General features: G+C 29.8%; 19 protein-coding genes and 6 pseudogenes. 22 read left to right on the top strand and 3 right to left on the bottom strand.

Annotated features, from left to right (window positions below):
* Nucleotides 1-148 precede the first annotated feature (148 nt).
* From HGPB_RS05945 to HGPB_RS05910, 8 genes and pseudogenes are all read left to right on the top strand, one after another.
* Nucleotides 149-559, top strand: a complete 411-nt coding sequence (locus HGPB_RS05945; RefSeq protein ID WP_009345230.1) for a sigma factor-like helix-turn-helix DNA-binding protein — start codon at nucleotides 149-151, stop codon at nucleotides 557-559.
* A gap of 435 nt (nucleotides 560-994) precedes the next feature.
* Nucleotides 995-1204: an excisionase gene (locus tag HGPB_RS05940; protein WP_009345237.1), complete on the top strand. Its 210-nt coding sequence runs from the start codon at nucleotides 995-997 to the stop codon at nucleotides 1202-1204.
* 77 nt (nucleotides 1205-1281) lie between these two features.
* A complete protein-coding gene (locus HGPB_RS05935) occupies nucleotides 1282-2517 on the top strand; it encodes a tyrosine-type recombinase/integrase (RefSeq protein WP_019132791.1) in 1236 nt (411 codons plus the stop codon).
* Between the two features lie 144 nt (nucleotides 2518-2661).
* Nucleotides 2662-3126, top strand: a pseudogene (metG, locus tag HGPB_RS05930) (methionine--tRNA ligase subunit beta); the annotation flags it as partial.
* Between the two features lie 231 nt (nucleotides 3127-3357).
* Complete coding sequence (locus HGPB_RS08995; protein ID WP_019132789.1) at nucleotides 3358-3495, top strand: glycine zipper domain-containing protein; 138 nt, start codon at nucleotides 3358-3360, stop codon at nucleotides 3493-3495.
* A gap of 14 nt (nucleotides 3496-3509) precedes the next feature.
* Nucleotides 3510-3830, top strand: coding sequence for a hypothetical protein (locus HGPB_RS05920; RefSeq protein WP_019132788.1), 321 nt, complete (start codon nucleotides 3510-3512; stop codon nucleotides 3828-3830).
* A gap of 103 nt (nucleotides 3831-3933) precedes the next feature.
* Nucleotides 3934-4854 (top strand): toll/interleukin-1 receptor domain-containing protein, encoded by a 921-nt coding sequence (locus tag HGPB_RS05915; RefSeq protein WP_019132787.1) that lies wholly within the window; start codon nucleotides 3934-3936, stop codon nucleotides 4852-4854.
* A 44-nt stretch (nucleotides 4855-4898) separates the two neighbouring features.
* Nucleotides 4899-5393: a hypothetical protein gene (locus HGPB_RS05910; RefSeq protein WP_019132786.1), complete on the top strand. Its 495-nt coding sequence runs from the start codon at nucleotides 4899-4901 to the stop codon at nucleotides 5391-5393.
* Between the two features lie 343 nt (nucleotides 5394-5736).
* Here HGPB_RS05910 and HGPB_RS05905 read toward each other — a convergent pair whose 3' ends face one another.
* A complete protein-coding gene (locus HGPB_RS05905; RefSeq protein WP_019132785.1) occupies nucleotides 5737-6165 on the bottom strand; it encodes a Dps family protein in 429 nt (142 codons plus the stop codon).
* A 320-nt stretch (nucleotides 6166-6485) separates the two neighbouring features.
* On the opposite strand from HGPB_RS05905, the pseudogene HGPB_RS05900 reads away from it, so the two are divergent.
* From HGPB_RS05900 to HGPB_RS05850, 14 genes and pseudogenes are all read left to right on the top strand, one after another.
* Nucleotides 6486-6626, top strand: a pseudogene (locus tag HGPB_RS05900) (DUF3847 domain-containing protein); the annotation flags it as partial.
* Between the two features lie 241 nt (nucleotides 6627-6867).
* Nucleotides 6868-7479, top strand: a complete 612-nt coding sequence (locus HGPB_RS05895; RefSeq protein WP_019132783.1) for a class I SAM-dependent methyltransferase — start codon at nucleotides 6868-6870, stop codon at nucleotides 7477-7479.
* A gap of 3 nt (nucleotides 7480-7482) precedes the next feature.
* Nucleotides 7483-7731 (top strand): annotated as a pseudogene (locus HGPB_RS05890) (tyrosine-type recombinase/integrase); the annotation flags it as partial.
* Nucleotides 7732-7875: 144 nt separating this feature from the next.
* A pseudogene (gene metG, locus HGPB_RS05885) lies at nucleotides 7876-8340 on the top strand (methionine--tRNA ligase subunit beta); the annotation flags it as partial.
* A 182-nt stretch (nucleotides 8341-8522) separates the two neighbouring features.
* Nucleotides 8523-8757: pseudogene (locus HGPB_RS08645) on the top strand (DUF3847 domain-containing protein).
* A 194-nt stretch (nucleotides 8758-8951) separates the two neighbouring features.
* Nucleotides 8952-9266 carry a hypothetical protein gene (locus HGPB_RS05880; RefSeq protein WP_019132780.1) on the top strand — a complete coding sequence of 105 codons (315 nt, stop codon included), beginning with the start codon at nucleotides 8952-8954 and terminating at the stop codon, nucleotides 9264-9266.
* Entirely contained in the window at nucleotides 9253-9501 is a 249-nt protein-coding gene (locus HGPB_RS09065) for a response regulator transcription factor (RefSeq protein WP_081578482.1), read from the top strand. Before HGPB_RS05880 ends, HGPB_RS09065 begins: the two co-directional genes overlap by 14 nt.
* 34 nt (nucleotides 9502-9535) lie before the next feature.
* A complete protein-coding gene (locus HGPB_RS05875; RefSeq protein ID WP_019132779.1) occupies nucleotides 9536-9757 on the top strand; it encodes a hypothetical protein in 222 nt (73 codons plus the stop codon).
* Between the two features lie 35 nt (nucleotides 9758-9792).
* A pseudogene (locus HGPB_RS08635) lies at nucleotides 9793-9954 on the top strand (ClbS/DfsB family four-helix bundle protein); the annotation flags it as partial.
* Between the two features lie 109 nt (nucleotides 9955-10063).
* On the top strand, nucleotides 10064-11626 hold the full coding sequence (gene abc-f, locus HGPB_RS05870) for a ribosomal protection-like ABC-F family protein (protein WP_019132777.1): 1563 nt from the start codon (nucleotides 10064-10066) through the stop codon (nucleotides 11624-11626).
* Between the two features lie 122 nt (nucleotides 11627-11748).
* Nucleotides 11749-12090 carry a cupin domain-containing protein gene (locus HGPB_RS05865; RefSeq protein ID WP_019132776.1) on the top strand — a complete coding sequence of 114 codons (342 nt, stop codon included), beginning with the start codon at nucleotides 11749-11751 and terminating at the stop codon, nucleotides 12088-12090.
* The gene (locus tag HGPB_RS05860; RefSeq protein WP_019132775.1) at nucleotides 12080-12841 is read left to right on the top strand and encodes a DNA/RNA non-specific endonuclease; all 762 of its coding nucleotides are present in this window, start codon (nucleotides 12080-12082) and stop codon (nucleotides 12839-12841) included. The genes HGPB_RS05865 and HGPB_RS05860 overlap by 11 nt, the downstream gene beginning before the upstream one ends.
* Nucleotides 12842-12851: 10 nt before the next feature.
* The gene (gene trmB, locus HGPB_RS05855) at nucleotides 12852-13478 is read left to right on the top strand and encodes a tRNA (guanosine(46)-N7)-methyltransferase TrmB (RefSeq protein ID WP_019132774.1); all 627 of its coding nucleotides are present in this window, start codon (nucleotides 12852-12854) and stop codon (nucleotides 13476-13478) included.
* Between the two features lie 70 nt (nucleotides 13479-13548).
* On the top strand, nucleotides 13549-14049 hold the full coding sequence (locus HGPB_RS05850; RefSeq protein WP_148497899.1) for a hypothetical protein: 501 nt from the start codon (nucleotides 13549-13551) through the stop codon (nucleotides 14047-14049).
* Nucleotides 14050-14074: 25 nt separating this feature from the next.
* On the opposite strand, the gene HGPB_RS05845 is transcribed toward HGPB_RS05850, so the two are convergent.
* Complete coding sequence (locus HGPB_RS05845) at nucleotides 14075-14278, bottom strand: DUF4177 domain-containing protein (protein ID WP_019132772.1); 204 nt, start codon at nucleotides 14276-14278, stop codon at nucleotides 14075-14077.
* 14 nt (nucleotides 14279-14292) lie between these two features.
* Entirely contained in the window at nucleotides 14293-14745 is a 453-nt protein-coding gene (locus tag HGPB_RS05840) for a VOC family protein (protein ID WP_019132771.1), read from the bottom strand.
* Nucleotides 14746-14930: the final 185 nt, after the last annotated feature.

The raw sequence follows: 14930 nt of genomic DNA, 5'->3' as shown, positions 1-14930 counted from the left end.
GTCTTTATATATTCTCGTCTAAACAATTAAATATAGTAAAAGAAAGAACGGATTTCTTTCATTTCAGAGGACTTCTTATGCCAAGATGCAGGAGTCCTCCTTTTTTGTCTGAATAACAAATAGACAAAAAAGAAATGGAGGAAACTTTATGGCAAAAGAGTATTACCTTTATGTCAACGGACAAAGGGTTAAAGTCAGCGAGCAGATATATAAAGTCTACTGGCGAGAAAAAGAACACGAAAAGTATTTGGAGCAGGTGGACAAGAAAAACCACTTGCTCTTTTTTTCATCTCTAAATCACGATGGGAATTTTGAAAATAATCTAGAAGATAAAAATGTTGATGTTGAAAAAGTTGTAGCTACACAAATAATGATTGAAGCACTAAGAAATGCTATGTCAAAGTTAAATGAGGAGGAACGGGAAATAATCGAAAGATTATATTTCAATGATGAAACACTTCGTGCAGTAGCAAAGACTCAAAATATATCACATCCTGCTTTAATAAAAAGGCGAGATAAGATTTTAGAAAAACTAAAGAAATTTATAGAAGAAATATAGTTTCTGGTTACCAAAGAGGGCAAATTTTCCTTTATAAAGTGAGGGGAGTTTTGTCCTCTTTCTATGTTAAAAGAAATTTAAACAATACTTGAACCATAACAATTAAATAGACCAAGACAAGACATTAATCATTTTTGGAGCGTGATAACCTATTCGCCAAGATCTTTCTGCTGAATAATTCGGCAAAACAAGTACTGCTAAGCTAAAAGCAAGGGAAGAAGAAAGGGAGCGATAAGTAAGAGTTTGAATATAGGGATGGATACCCTATCCGCTTAGAAGAAAATGAGGATAATGATACTTCTAAGGTTGAAGCCGGCTCATCCTGAACAGAGGCGGAGGTGAGATTCCTATGTTGCTAATCCAAGGCACTTGTCAATGTCAAAAAACTTTAAAAATATTAAAATAAATATTTTAAATATATTATTTGGAGGATTTATGATTAACGAAAATATAAAAGGTGTTCGTGTTTCTGAGAAAGCATTTCTAACATTAAAAGAAGCATCTGAATATTTTAATATTGGTCAAGATAAAGTTAGACAATTAACGGATGAAAATGATTGCGATTTTGTATTATTTAATGGTAGTAAGCGTCTTATTAAGAAAAAGTTAATGGAAGAATATTTAAATAGACAGTTCTCTATCTAATCTAAAACTATATATAAAACACGCTTAATGCGGTATAATAATTTTAGCGTGTCTTTTATCAAAAAAGGAGAATTTTTATGGTAAAAAGACGCAAAGATAGTAAAGGGGTTGTTTTAAAAGACGGTGAATATCAAAGGTCAAATGGCACTTATGAATTTAAGTGGCAAGACAAAATAGGGCGTAGAAAATCTATCTATGCGAAAACTCTAAAGGAATTAAGAGAAAAGGAATTGGATATTTTACGCAATACTATAGATGGAATCAACAACGAAGGAAGTAGCTTGTCTGTAAATGATACTTTTAAGTTATGGACAAAGGTAAAAAGAGGTTTAAAGGATAATACCTTTAAAAATTACATCTATATGTATCAACAATTCGTCGAACCGACTTTTGGTCGTATTAAACTATCTGATATTAAAAGATCTGATGTTAGAAGTTTTTATAACAGATTAAAGGAAGACCAGGGATTGATGGTTTCTACCATAGATTGTGTCCATACTGTGCTACATCAGGTTTTAGAATTAGCAGTGGATGACGAATATATAAGGTTTAATCCATCTGACAATGCTTTGAAGGAATTGAAAGTAGCTTATCGAAATGAATCTCCGAAGAAAAAAGCCATGACAATAGAAGAACAGGTGCTATTTGAAGAATATTTATCTAATAGTGACGAATATAAAAAATGGTATCCAATATTCATTGTTATGCTTTGGACAGGAATGAGAGTTGGAGAAGTTACAGGATTGCAATGGGACGATCTAGATTTTGATAATGGTCTTATAAATGTAAATAGGACTTTGGTATATTATAGTAAAGGTAAAGGATTAAACAATAGATATGCTATTAATACACCGAAGACAGCATCAGGTAAGCGAAGTATTCCTATGGTTCAAAAAGTAAAAGATGCTTTTCTTATGGAAAGAGAGTTACAAAAGACTTTTGGAATTGAATGTTGTGATTCAATCGATGGATTTAAAGACTTTGTATTTTTAAACAGATTCGGAAAGGTTCACAATAATGGAACACTTAATAAAGCTTTAAGAAGAATTGTTAGAGATTGCAATTTAAGTATAATGGATAAAAATAAATCGAACTCTAATGATATTCTATTAGTTCCACATTTAAGCAATCACATTTTCAGACACACCTTTACTACAAGGCTTAATGAACAAAATATAAATACAAAAGCAATGCAGTCTATTCTAGGTCATTCTGATATTAGTACAACAATGGATATATACGTAGATGCAACAGAAGACTTTAAGATAGAACAGATGGGAGAATTTGAAAAAGCGATGAAATTTATATTTTAGAATTTACGACAGCTTACGACAAATTTACGACAATTTGCTAGAAATCTATAGGCACTTATAGAGAGTTAGCAAATTGTCGTAAATGGAGAAGTACCATAAAATAGACTTTTATAGAGATTTAGACAATTATCTAAGGTAGAGGGGATTTTCCCAACAATGAAACCACTAGGAGAAGAAAAGAAAGATCTAGAAAATAAAAAGAACAGTCTAGACCAAAACATAGATGAAAAAATCGACTTCTCAAAAGTAAAAGTTGAACCACTATTTGAAGACATGATAGACTTTGAAACATTCTCAAAATCAGACTTTAGAGTAGTGAAAGTTAAGAACTGCGAAGAAGTTCCAAAATCTAAAAAACTTTTAAAATTCACACTAGATGACGGTTCAGGAAAAGACAGAACAATCCTTTCTGGAATAAAGGAATACTACAATGCAGAAGATTTAATAGGAAGAAATCTTGTAGCAATAGTGAACCTTCCTCCAAGAAAGATGATGGGAATAGAATCAGAAGGTATGATTATATCTGCAATTCATGAAGAAGAAGGAGAAGAAAGGCTAAATCTTTTAATCCTTTCAAATAGAATACCAGCAGGAGCAAAATTATATTAAAAGAACACGCTAATTATGAAACTGGGGTTTGTTATGAATCCCAGTTTATTTTTAGAGGTATTTATGAGATGGATAATTAGAATAATTTTAACGAGCATTTTTGGAAATTATTAAAATCATCTTGCCAATTGTACTTTTTGTTTTAACTGCAGTCTATGTTATTAAGATAGTGAATAAAATGCAGCACAAGACAAGAACAACAACGAAGAAGATAACGATGAAGAAAACTACATGTCTGAGGGCATGGCAATAGGGATTGGCTTAGGTACAGCAATCGGAATAGTATTTGGTCTAGAAAACATAGCGATGTTTATATCCATCGGTATGATGCTTGGCATGGTTGCAGGCATTAATATAAAAAAAGACTAATTTACAACACATCTATGACAATATCGGGGTTTAGATCGACCTCTGAACAACTCTTAGAAAACTATCTTGAAAGTAGAGATGATGTAGATTGGTACTATAAAAACGGAGATACAGGGCAACAATATTTATCAGTTATTTACGGAAATAATCTAAGTAAAGAATATCTTTTTTATCCAGACTATATAATCAAAAAGAAAAATGGAGATGTATGGATAATTGAAGCTAAAGGTGGAGAAAGAAAAGGTGTAAGTAAAAATATTGATAAGCAAATCGAAAATAAATTTTATGCTTTTAAGGATTATGCAGATAGGCGTAAAATAAATGGGGGTTTGTAAGAGATAAAGATACAAGGCTCTATATTAATAATACAGACTACACAGAATAAATGAATAATGAGAATTGGAAAAGACTAGAAGATTTATTTTAATGAGGTGTTAAATGATAGAAAACAATGTTCCAAAAGTATTTATATCATATTCGTGGGAAAGCAAAGAACACTCTGATTGGGTTAAATCTTTAGCAGATAAATTATTGGCAGACGGTATTGAAACTATAATAGATAGTTATGATGTAGGTCAAGGGGATAGACTTCCAAAATTTATGGAAAGCTCGATAAGAGATAGTGATTATGTAATTATAATATGCACTGAAGAGTATAAAAGGAAAGCTAATAATAGAGAAAAAGGTGTAGGTTATGAAAGTCATATAATATCTGCGGAACTCTACAATAATCACAATGATAGGAAGTTTATTCCGATCATTAGACAAGGAGATTTCAATACAGCTTTACCTACTTACCTAGACGGAAAACTTGCAATAGATTTAAGAGGTAATCCATTTAATGAAGATTCATATAAGGATCTTATTGCATCGATATTTAAAGTTAAAAAGAAACCTAAAGTAGGTATAAGACCATATTATGTTGATGAATATGAACCGATAACAATTGAGGGAGAGGATATAAAAATCGTAGGCATTATAACAAATGAAGTTACCCTGCCAAGAAATGATGGAACAAGAGGTTCTGCTTTGTATAGTATCCCTTTTAAATTATCTAGCAAACCAACTAGCACATGGTCTGAATTGTTTTTAAGAAATTGGGATTACCCACCAAGTTTTACATCAATGCATAGACCTGGAATAGCCAGAGTTGATTCTGATAGAATTATTTTAGATGGAACAACAATCGAAGAGGTAAAACAATATCATAGAGATACCTTGATTTTGTGTGTAGAAAAAACAAATGAAGAAGAAAAACAAATTAGAAGAAGAGAAGAACAATTAAAAAGAAAGAAGCAAGAAGAAATAGAAAATCACTATAGAAACATAAATGATATTTCAAAAGATATAAGATTTTAATTGCACAATGATTTATACCTTGAGAGAGGAGGTAAACTAAATTGATGAAAACACTTGGTATGTTAACAATCATCTGCTTAACAGCATCAATTATGATGGTGAATTTTATACTTATTATACCGAAATTTGGCTCGAAGCATTTCGGCGCACCTGATGATATCAAAGTTATGATGAGTAAGTTGCCAGATAAACCGATTTGGGTCAATATAATCGGCGGACTTATCATGATACTTGGATTGCTAGCCATTGCAGCCGTTCTAGGCTGGGCAATTGTTGATACAATAAAATTTAGTTTAACTTTTCAGCAAGCCTTTGTTAGATTTTTAATACTATTTGAAGGATATAAGCTTTTTGATATTATCTTTTTTGATTATCTCATGCTTACCAAGTTAAAATTGCCGACTAAAGTTTACCCAGAGACAGTTGGTGCTAAGGGGTATGATAATTTTGGATTTAATGCGAAAAGTCAGATTGTAAAAATTATAATCTTCTTTTTCGTGAGCCTAATTTTGGCATATTTACTGACCGTTTTGGGTTAACTAGAAATTTATAACTTGTAATGTTCAATTCGACTTCTTGGCTATCTGTTTTAAGGGGCTGTAGCTTAAAAAGAACCAATTATCAGAAATAGATAGAAGCTATGAACAGTTATATGAAGACAGGTTAGAGGGAAATATAACCGAAAGAAACTTCAATCTAATATGTGAGCATATCTAAAAAACAAGACAAGAACCAATCCTATAGGAATGGCTAAATACTGACACATAAAAAAATGTACCAACCTTTGCCATTTTATCAGGATTTAGGTTGATACACAAAATTATTTGCAGGCCCTAATTATAGGATAATAGTAATTCAAAGTTCTGCAATAGTTCATTTTGCCTATTTAAGACTTGATTCCACAAACCAAATTTGTTTGTTATAGTCCTCTATATGATCTTCCATAGCATTAGCAACAGGGAAATTATCAGTTCCATCTGCTTCTTTTCTAATCTCTAGTGCGAGTTCTTTTTGAAGTTTTATGTCGGATAGGACTATTTCTAATGCTTCTTTAATAGATATTTCTTTAGAAGTTTCAATCTCTTTGATTGTAGAAAGTTCTAAATATTCCTTTATATTAGCAACTGGAAATTTCCCAGCCATTCTGATTAGTTCAGCAACTTCATCAAGTCTTTCGCCGGTCTTATCATATTCAGATTCAAGATATTCATGTACAGATACAAATTGAGAACCTACGACATTCCAATGTAGATTATGGATTTTAATGTTTAGTACTGCAAGATTTGCAAGATATGTGTTTAATTTTGTCATTTTGTTTCTTCCTTTAAAATGATTTTAATTATCATTGTCGTTATATGCAATAATAAAAACAAGTCAAGTCCATAATATTGAGTAAAATTTACTAGCAAATATTTATTATTTCATCCTAATATCGTAAAAATGAACAGAAGAAAATTATTTCAGAGATACAAAGTCACATCATGCAACAAAAAAGAATAGATAGAAGGATAGAATCTATATAAAAGTAAATATTAGATATTATCGAAAAGAGTATTTTATAAATTTAATAATGAAACTTCGAAAGAGATAGCTAATGTTATCTCTTTTTTAATACAAGAAAGGAGTTTTGTATGAAAAAATTAGAGCAAATAAGACAAGAGTCAAAAGAAATAAAAGAAAAAATTGACCATACAGAAGAAAGATTAAGGCAACTAAAAAATCAAGAAAAAAAGATATTAAACCAAGACATAGTAAAAAGAAGAAAAGAAAAAGTAAAACCAAGTAAAAAAGATATGACTAGAGAAATCAAAGGGAGTAACGAAAAGTTACACCCTTAAATACTACAATAACAAGACTTCCGAAAAGCAGAAGTCCAGACTTCCGAAAAGCGGAAATCAAGAATTTCAATTATCGAAAATCTGGAAAATATCAAGGTGGATAGGATATAAAATTGAATAAACATAAAATTTATGATAAAATTATACTGATAATAGTTATCAATAGGAGATAAAAATGTTAAAAAAATTTTTTGAAAATGTAAAAAATCCGAAAAATAATTTCGGTGGTCGCTTCATGGTGAAAGGAATGAATATTGGTCACGAAAAATTGGCGAAATGGGGCAGATCTTTTCTGAATATTAAAACCTCGGATGTAGTTTTAGATCTAGGATGTGGCGGTGGACGTAATGTTCAATACTTCTTAACAAAGGCTAGAAAAGTATATGGAATGGACTATTCTAAAACAAGTGTAGATATCGCAAGTTCAGTAAATAGCGAAGCTATAAAAAATGGCAGGTGTAAAATTATTGAAGCAGACGTGGCTAAACTACCTTTTGAAGATGAATCCATAAATATAGTAACTGCCTTTGAAACAATTTATTTTTGGAAGGATATAGAAGTATCTTTTAGGGAAATCCATCGTGTTCTAGTAAAGGACGGTCAGTTTCTAATATGCAACGAAGGAGCATATAGAGAGCGTAAAAATATAAAAAAATGGGCGGATATGCTAGATTTTGAAGTTTATTCTCCCGAATATCTCACAGAAACATTGAATAAGATAGGATTTAAATGTGAATACCATCTGGACGAGAAAGAGCATATAGTATTTTTAGCTAGAAAATTATAAAAAAATTTGAGAATAATGAAAAACAAATCTAAATCTAATGATATTCTATTAGTTCCACATTTAAGCAATCACATTTTTAGACACACCTTTACTACGAGGCTTAACGAACAAAATATAAATACAAAAGCAATGCAGTCTATTCTAGGTCATTCTGATATTAGTATAACAATGGATATATACGTAAATGCTACAGAAAATTTTAAGATAGAACAGATGGAAGAATTTGAAAAAGCGATGAAATTTATATTTTAGAATTTACGACAGCTTACGACAAATTTACGACAATTTGCTAGAAATCTATAGGCACTTATAGAGAGTTAGCAAATTGTCGTAAATGGAGAAGTACCATAAAATAGACTTTTATAGAGATTTAGACAATTATCTAAGGTAGAGGGGATTTTCCCAACAATGAAACCGCTAGGAGAAGAAAAGAAAGACCTAGAAAACAAGAAGAACAGTCTAGACCAAAATATAGATGAAAAAATTGACTTCTCAAAAGTAAAAGTTGAACCACTATTTGAAGACATGGTAGACTTTGAAACATTCTCAAAATCAGATTTTAGAGTAGTAAAAGTTAAAAACTGCGAAGAAGTTCCAAAATCCAAAAAACTTTTAAAATTCACACTAGATGATGGATCAGGAAAAGACAGAACAATCCTTTCTGGAATAAAGGAATACTACAATGCAGAGGATCTAATAGGAAGAAATCTTGTAGCAATAGTAAACCTTCCTCCAAGAAATATGATGGGAATAGAATCAGAAGGTATGATTATATCTGCAATTCATGAAGAAGAAGGAGAAGAAAGACTAAACCTTTTAATCCTTTCAAACAGAATACCAGCAGGAGCAAAATTATATTAAAAGAACACGCTAATTATGAAACTGGGGTTTGTTATGAATCCCAGTTTAATTTTTTAATTGGATTAATAGAATTATTAAGCTATATAATAAAATCAATTTAAAGAAAAATAAATATTAGATAATCTTAGACGATAAAAATTAAAAACTCTATTGTCTTTTTTATTTCAAAAAAGGAGATCAGTATGAAAAAATTAGAACAACTAAGACAAGAGTCAAAAGAAATAAAAAAATAATATTGACAATACAGAAGAAAGACTAAGGCAAGAAAAAAATCAAGAAAAAAAGATATTAAAACAAGATATAGTAAAAAGAAGAAAAGAAAGAACTCATAGGCTCATAACAAGAGGACCAATCTTATAAAGCCTTATAGAAAATGCAGAAGAACTAACAGATGAAGAAATAAAAATCCTATTATAAGAAGCAACAAAGACAAAAGAATTTAAAGTGATAGACCTTTAGGTATCGATTTTAGAAGACTAGAAATAAGGTATATATAGGAGATAGAAATATTTTTGCTATAATACTACTATTCAACCAATAGACTAAGAATAGAAAATGAAAAAACCGGGTATAATAATATGAACTATTTGATTACTTTTAAGGAGATTATTATGAAAAGTTTAAAGTGGTATACCATAGCTGCATGTATTTGGATATTTATATTTCCTATAACAGGAATAACTGGGTGGGCTTTTATGATTAGTGGTCCACTTGTTATAGTTGGAAGCATCGTGAAATTTGTGTTCAAATTCTTTGGAATAGACCTGTATTGGTTAACTAGACCTAGCTTTGGTTTAGGAGTTTTACCAGACCTAATTATTTCTTTAATTATTGGATTTTTACTAACTATTATTGGGATAGGGTTATGGAGAATTACTAAGAGATTATATCAATGGTTAGTCTTAATAAAGCCTGAGAATTGTTAGATTTAATTATGAAGAACACGAAGAAGAAGTAGATAAACAACTTGTTCATAATATACCTGTTTTTAGAGAAATAGAAGTTTTAAGAGAGCTTGTAAAGGGAGATGATAAAAAGAAAATTGCCCAAAATCTTTTTATTAGCGAAAGAACTCTTTACAATCACCTGGCTAATATTTATGACAAGCTAGGTATAAATAATGCCATAGAAGCTTATAACAAGGCAATGGACTTGGGTTAAATTGACCCTGTGATGTAAAATGAAAGGATAATTTATGAAAAATACGAGAAAATGCCCAAAGTGTGGAGGAAGTGATATTTTATTTGTGCCAGGATCTACTGGAGCTTATGGAACTGGAAATAATATTATGACCGGTCATACAATTATGTCGGCAGTGTCTGTAGATAGATATATTTGCACTTCTTGTGGCTTTAGCGAGGAGTGGATTGACCTTGACTACATGGATAAATTAAAAAAGAAATATGATGAGATTTAAATGAGAGTTAGTTTTATATGGGGGTGGGATAGATGATTAATGAAGAAGAGATATTTAAAGCTCATATGAGAAAATGGTCAGATGGAGCAACCAAAACTGCTACTTGGGAAGTATATAAGTTTCTTCATGTAAATACAGTAGCTCCCTTTGGAACATTTAGAACTAAGATTAGGAAATGGAAGAAGTTGGCACTATAATATTATAGAAAATTAAGATATCTAGGAGGTACAGAGCAATGGCAATTTATAAATTTTCTTTTAAATAGTTAGAGAGGTTAAGTCCTCTCAAAAAAATAGAGGAGGATTTATGATATATATTGACAAATTAAAAAAGGAAGTTGGAACAAGAGAATTGTTTTTCATTGAAAAACTAAGCATAAATCAAGATGAAAAGATAGGACTAATAGGAAATAATGGAGTTGGCAAAACAACACTATTTAGAATACTTTTAGGAATAGATACTGAATATAGTGGTTATGTAGATGTAAAGATGAAAATTAGTTCTTTATTAAATAATGAAAAGAATGATTTAAAAGTTCAAAAATCCTACAGCCCTGGTGAATATCAAAGGCTAAGATTAGATGAAGTTTTATTAAAAGAGGAAAGTTTTCTTTTAATAGATGAGCCAACATCACACTTAGATATAGATCAGAAAGAAAAATTAGTAAAAGAATTAAAAAATAGAAACAAGGGATTTATAATTATTTCTCACGACCGTGATTTTATTAATCAAACTTGTGATAAAATTTTTGAATTATCAAATAAAAGTTTAGAAGTTTATAATGGAAATTATACGTTCTACCTTGAGGAGAGAATAAAAAGACAAAAATTTCTACAAGGAGAATATTTCAATTATATTTCTGAAAAGAATAGATTATTAAGTGTAGCAAGTGATATAAAAAAACAGTCTTCAAGGGTAAAAACAACACCTAAAAGAATGGGGAATTCCGAAGCAAGACTTCATAAAATGGGTGGTCAAGAAAATAAGAAAAAACTTGATAAACAAGTAAAAGCTATAGAATCAAGAATTAATCAATTAGAAGTTAAAGAAAGACCTAAAGAAGAAAAAGCAATTGAGCTTTCAATGCCTGAAAATAGAAAAATCCATTCAAAAATTTTGATTAGGTCGGAAAAACTTAATAAAAGATTTGGAGATAAAGTTATCTTTAATAATGCAAAATTGGAAATAGAAAATAATAGGAAGATAGCTTTATTAGGTATTAATGGTTCAGGCAAAACCACCCTTATAAATATGATTATAAATAAAGAAGTGTGGGTTCATCCAAACTTGAAAATTGGTTACTATAGTCAATTAGGAGAAAGATTAAATCCATTAAATTCTATCTTAGAAAATGTTTTAGAAACTTCAATTTATGATCAGTCTATAACAAGGATAATATTAGCAAGATTAGGTTTTAAAAGAAATGACGTATTTAAAGATATAAATATTCTTAGTGATGGAGAGAGAGCAAAGGTAAAATTAGCTAAACTAATAACATCAGACTTTAATTTTATAATTATGGACGAGCCAACAAACTTTTTAGATATAAGGGCAATAGAAGCTCTTGAGGGATTGTTAAAATACTATGATAGACCAATACTTTTTGTTACTCATGATATTTCATTTATAAATAACTTAGCAGATGAATTGTTGATGATTGAGAATAAAAAGCTTAATAGATTCATTGGAAATCTGAACCAGTATAGAGAAAGTAAAGCAAGATCTTCTAAAAAGACAAGTTCTAAAGATTTTCTTATAGATTTTAGATTAACGGCGATAAGCAATCGACTTGCTATGGAAATTCCAAAGAGTGAAAGAGAAGACTTGGAGGAAGAATATAAAAATTTATTAAGTCAGAAAAACAAATAGGATATATAGCCTAGGCGATAGAAATTAAAAATCTATCGCCTTTTTTATTTGCCTAAAACTTTATAAAGTATAGTTAAAAAATCAAAATTTCTCATAAAAAATAAAGATGTTATAATAGCTCTATGGATAAAAATTTATTTAATATATTTAAAAATATAAAGTTTTCAGAAGAAAAAGAAATAGAAGAAAATATATATGAAGATGACAAAATAAAAATAATAAGGACCATGTCTCTTAATCAAGTTACTGATCTTTATGACCAAGAAGAAGTAGAAATTGTGTTTTTGCTAGATGGTAGGGCAGAATTAGAATTTAAAGATAAAAAAGTAAGGCTAGAAAAAGGAGATATGCTAGAAATAAAAGCCCATGAAATTCACAGGGTGAGCTGGCAGGAAAAAGCAGTCTACTTGTGCATTTTTATAAAGACAGGCGGAAAAGACTTGGAGGATGAGGATGAAATCTAGACCTAAGAATAAAAAGAATCTAGGAATAAGCCTTGCGCTTGCCTTGGTTATAATCTATTCATTTTTTATAGGAGACCTTGACACAATAAGAAGCATTGAAAAGAGTCTTGGATCCAACGGAAGCATAACAAATAGCCTAGAAGATTTTAGAAATCTTATTTTTCATGATAAATATGAGGTAAAAGAAGCTAGTGATTATTATGAGATCTTAGATGAAGACCCAAATTTTTCCAAAGAAGATTTAGAAAATAAAAGCACCTATCTAAAATTTAGTCCACTCGATAATTTAAACAGGGTTGGAGTTGCAGATGCCTTGCTTGGACCAGATACTTTGGCCAGTAAAAAAAGAGAATACATAGGTCATGTTAAGCCGACTGGTTGGAAACAGAAAAAATATTCTTTTATTGATGGAGAGGCTCTATATAATAGATGTCATTTGATTGGCCACCAGCTTTGTGGAGAAGATGATAATTGGCAAAATCTAATGACTGGGACAAGGGCCTTTAATGCAGAAGGGATGCTACCTTTTGAAAATGCAGTTGCAAACTATATTAAAGATGAAGGCAAAAAAGTTAGATACAGAGTAAGTCCTATCTTTAAAGACGATGAATTAGTTGCAAGAGGGGTAATAATGGAAGCCTATAGTATAGAAGATAATGGAAGAGCAATTAATTTTAAGGTCTATGTAAAAAACTTTCAAAAAGGTGTAAAGATAGATTATAAAACAGGAAGAAATTATTTGTATAAATAAAGAGGTAAAAATGAGACTGAGAAAAAAACATTTTGCAATACCAGAAATGCAGGAAAATCCATATGTAGATTTTAATGGACAAGACCACAAGGGAAATTGGCAAGAAGTATTTGATAATAAAAATGATATATATTTAGAAATTGGATCAGGCAAGGGCGGATTTATATCTCAAATGGCTCAGAACAATAAGGGTATTAACTTTATTGGAATTGATCTTGAAACAAATGCCCTAGTATATGCTGGAAGAAAGTTAAAAGACTTGGAACTAGAAAACGCAAGACTTCTTCCTATAAATGCAGAAAAACTTTTGGATATTTTTGATAAGGAAGTATCAAGAATATATATAAACTTTTGTAACCCTTGGCCAAAAAACAGGCAACACAAAAGAAGATTGACCCACCCAAGATTTTTAGAAATATACAAAAAAATATTAAAAAAAGGATCAATAATTCAATTAAAAACAGATGATTTAGATTTTTTCCAAGATTCTTTAAAATACTTTGAAGATTCAGGCTTTGAAAAACTAGAAATAGACTATGATAAAAAAATTGAAGGAGAAGACTATATAGTAACTGAATATGAAAGCAAGTGGAGATCTAGAAATATACCGATAAAATTTGCAAAGTTTAAATTTTAACTTTATATATATTAGATATAAAGTTAAAACAAAGCTTATTGTAACTTATTTGGAAACTACAGGTGATTTTTTGAAAAAATTTTATAAAAATATACTTGTCTTACTTTTTTGTATTGTAGCAATAACGTCTACATATTTTGCTTATGGCTTTAGTTCTGAGAAAAAATTAATAAATTCTTTTTACGATTTATACTTTAGTCAAAGAGACTTAAAAGAAGACCAAGTAGACGAGATTTTATATAATTTGCCAGAAAGTATAGAAGACCACATAGAAGAAAAAAATTTTGCAGAATATTTGACCAAGGATTGCCTAGACCAGCTTATAAAAAAGAGAAATATTCCAGAACTTAACCTATATAAACTTGATGACTTTTCATATGAAATTGATGATATAAAAAAATTATCAAAAGGCAAATATAGGACAAGCTTAACTGTCTATATTTCAGGAAGAAATGAGAAAATAAAAACAGATATAAGAATAAAAAAAGAAGACGGCAAAAGAAAAATAGACTACATAAACTTAAAAGACTTGCAAAAAATTTTAGAAAGGGCAAACTTAAAAAAGAAATAACAATAATAAAAGGACTGATTAATTTTCAGTCCTTTATTTTTTCAAAAACTAAATCATAAGTTTTTAAAATTCCATATCCTATATAAGACTTAGGAAGTATATTTATAAACCTATGAGATCTTTTTGCATATTCTTCTATAATTTCTTGAGGAGATCTCCCATCTATACTCTCATATCTTTTATTAAAAGCACCCCTAAGATTTACCTCTACAAATTCATATTCAACCATATACCCTCCAAAATTTATTTAATATATTCAACGAGCTCCATTATATTTCCATCCATATCATAAAAATAAACTGCCTTAAAATTTTCTTGATTAGGATCTTCATACTTAAAATACTGAGGCTTGGACACAAATTTTACTCCCTTAGACTTTAAATCTTCATAAGTTTTATCTATATCAACACAAGCAAAACAGATTTCAGAAACAGAAGTCTTAAAAAAACTGCCTTGATCTTTTTCGATTTCGTGATTAAATTCTATCAATTCAACAGGGGGAGCATATAAGTCATCAGATCCATTAAAGTAGGCAAGCCTTGCTACTGTATCTTCTCTTCCAAATAATATATCAGTTTCCTTGCCCTCCATAATAAAATCTCCAGTAAATTTTAAGCATAAGACATCTCCATAAAACTTCTTTGCATCCTCTAAATTTCTAACACTAATTCCAACATGAATTATATCTTTTATCATTTACTTCCTCCTTGTTTAAATTTCTACCCAAAAAGACTTGCAAGATAAAAAATATTTTGTTATTATAATTAAGTCAAGTTAGTGCAAACAACTTGTAAAATTTTTTAAAAATAAATTTAAAAAAGGCTTGACAAGGTACACTGATAAATAGTATACTATATAAGCTGTCTCAATGAGGCAGCGTT

Origin of the sequence: Peptoniphilus obesi ph1 (assembly GCF_000311865.1) — a bacterium.
GTDB lineage: Bacteria > Bacillota > Clostridia > Tissierellales > Peptoniphilaceae > Peptoniphilus_E > Peptoniphilus_E obesi.
Note: the sequence above shows the minus strand (reverse complement) of the source record. Positions and strands in the feature narration are given on the sequence as shown.

What these genes read in the sequence shown, in the direction of transcription:
- HGPB_RS05945 (WP_009345230.1), top strand. Translation starts at nt 149, where the DNA reads ATGGCAAAAGAGTATTACCTTTATGTCAACGGACAAAGGGTTAAAGTC.
- HGPB_RS05940 (WP_009345237.1), top strand. Translation starts at nt 995, where the DNA reads ATGATTAACGAAAATATAAAAGGTGTTCGTGTTTCTGAGAAAGCATTT.
- HGPB_RS05935 (WP_019132791.1), top strand. Translation starts at nt 1,282, where the DNA reads ATGGTAAAAAGACGCAAAGATAGTAAAGGGGTTGTTTTAAAAGACGGT.
- HGPB_RS08995 (WP_019132789.1), top strand. Translation starts at nt 3,358, where the DNA reads ATGTCTGAGGGCATGGCAATAGGGATTGGCTTAGGTACAGCAATCGGA.
- HGPB_RS05920 (WP_019132788.1), top strand. Translation starts at nt 3,510, where the DNA reads ATGACAATATCGGGGTTTAGATCGACCTCTGAACAACTCTTAGAAAAC.
- HGPB_RS05915 (WP_019132787.1), top strand. Translation starts at nt 3,934, where the DNA reads ATGATAGAAAACAATGTTCCAAAAGTATTTATATCATATTCGTGGGAA.
- HGPB_RS05910 (WP_019132786.1), top strand. Translation starts at nt 4,899, where the DNA reads ATGAAAACACTTGGTATGTTAACAATCATCTGCTTAACAGCATCAATT.
- HGPB_RS05905 (WP_019132785.1), bottom strand. Translation starts at nt 6,165, where the DNA reads ATGACAAAATTAAACACATATCTTGCAAATCTTGCAGTACTAAACATT.
- HGPB_RS05895 (WP_019132783.1), top strand. Translation starts at nt 6,868, where the DNA reads ATGTTAAAAAAATTTTTTGAAAATGTAAAAAATCCGAAAAATAATTTC.
- HGPB_RS05880 (WP_019132780.1), top strand. Translation starts at nt 8,952, where the DNA reads ATGAAAAGTTTAAAGTGGTATACCATAGCTGCATGTATTTGGATATTT.
- HGPB_RS05875 (WP_019132779.1), top strand. Translation starts at nt 9,536, where the DNA reads ATGAAAAATACGAGAAAATGCCCAAAGTGTGGAGGAAGTGATATTTTA.
- abc-f (WP_019132777.1), top strand. Translation starts at nt 10,064, where the DNA reads ATGATATATATTGACAAATTAAAAAAGGAAGTTGGAACAAGAGAATTG.
- HGPB_RS05865 (WP_019132776.1), top strand. Translation starts at nt 11,749, where the DNA reads ATGGATAAAAATTTATTTAATATATTTAAAAATATAAAGTTTTCAGAA.
- HGPB_RS05860 (WP_019132775.1), top strand. Translation starts at nt 12,080, where the DNA reads ATGAAATCTAGACCTAAGAATAAAAAGAATCTAGGAATAAGCCTTGCG.
- trmB (WP_019132774.1), top strand. Translation starts at nt 12,852, where the DNA reads ATGAGACTGAGAAAAAAACATTTTGCAATACCAGAAATGCAGGAAAAT.
- HGPB_RS05845 (WP_019132772.1), bottom strand. Translation starts at nt 14,278, where the DNA reads ATGGTTGAATATGAATTTGTAGAGGTAAATCTTAGGGGTGCTTTTAAT.
- HGPB_RS05840 (WP_019132771.1), bottom strand. Translation starts at nt 14,745, where the DNA reads ATGATAAAAGATATAATTCATGTTGGAATTAGTGTTAGAAATTTAGAG.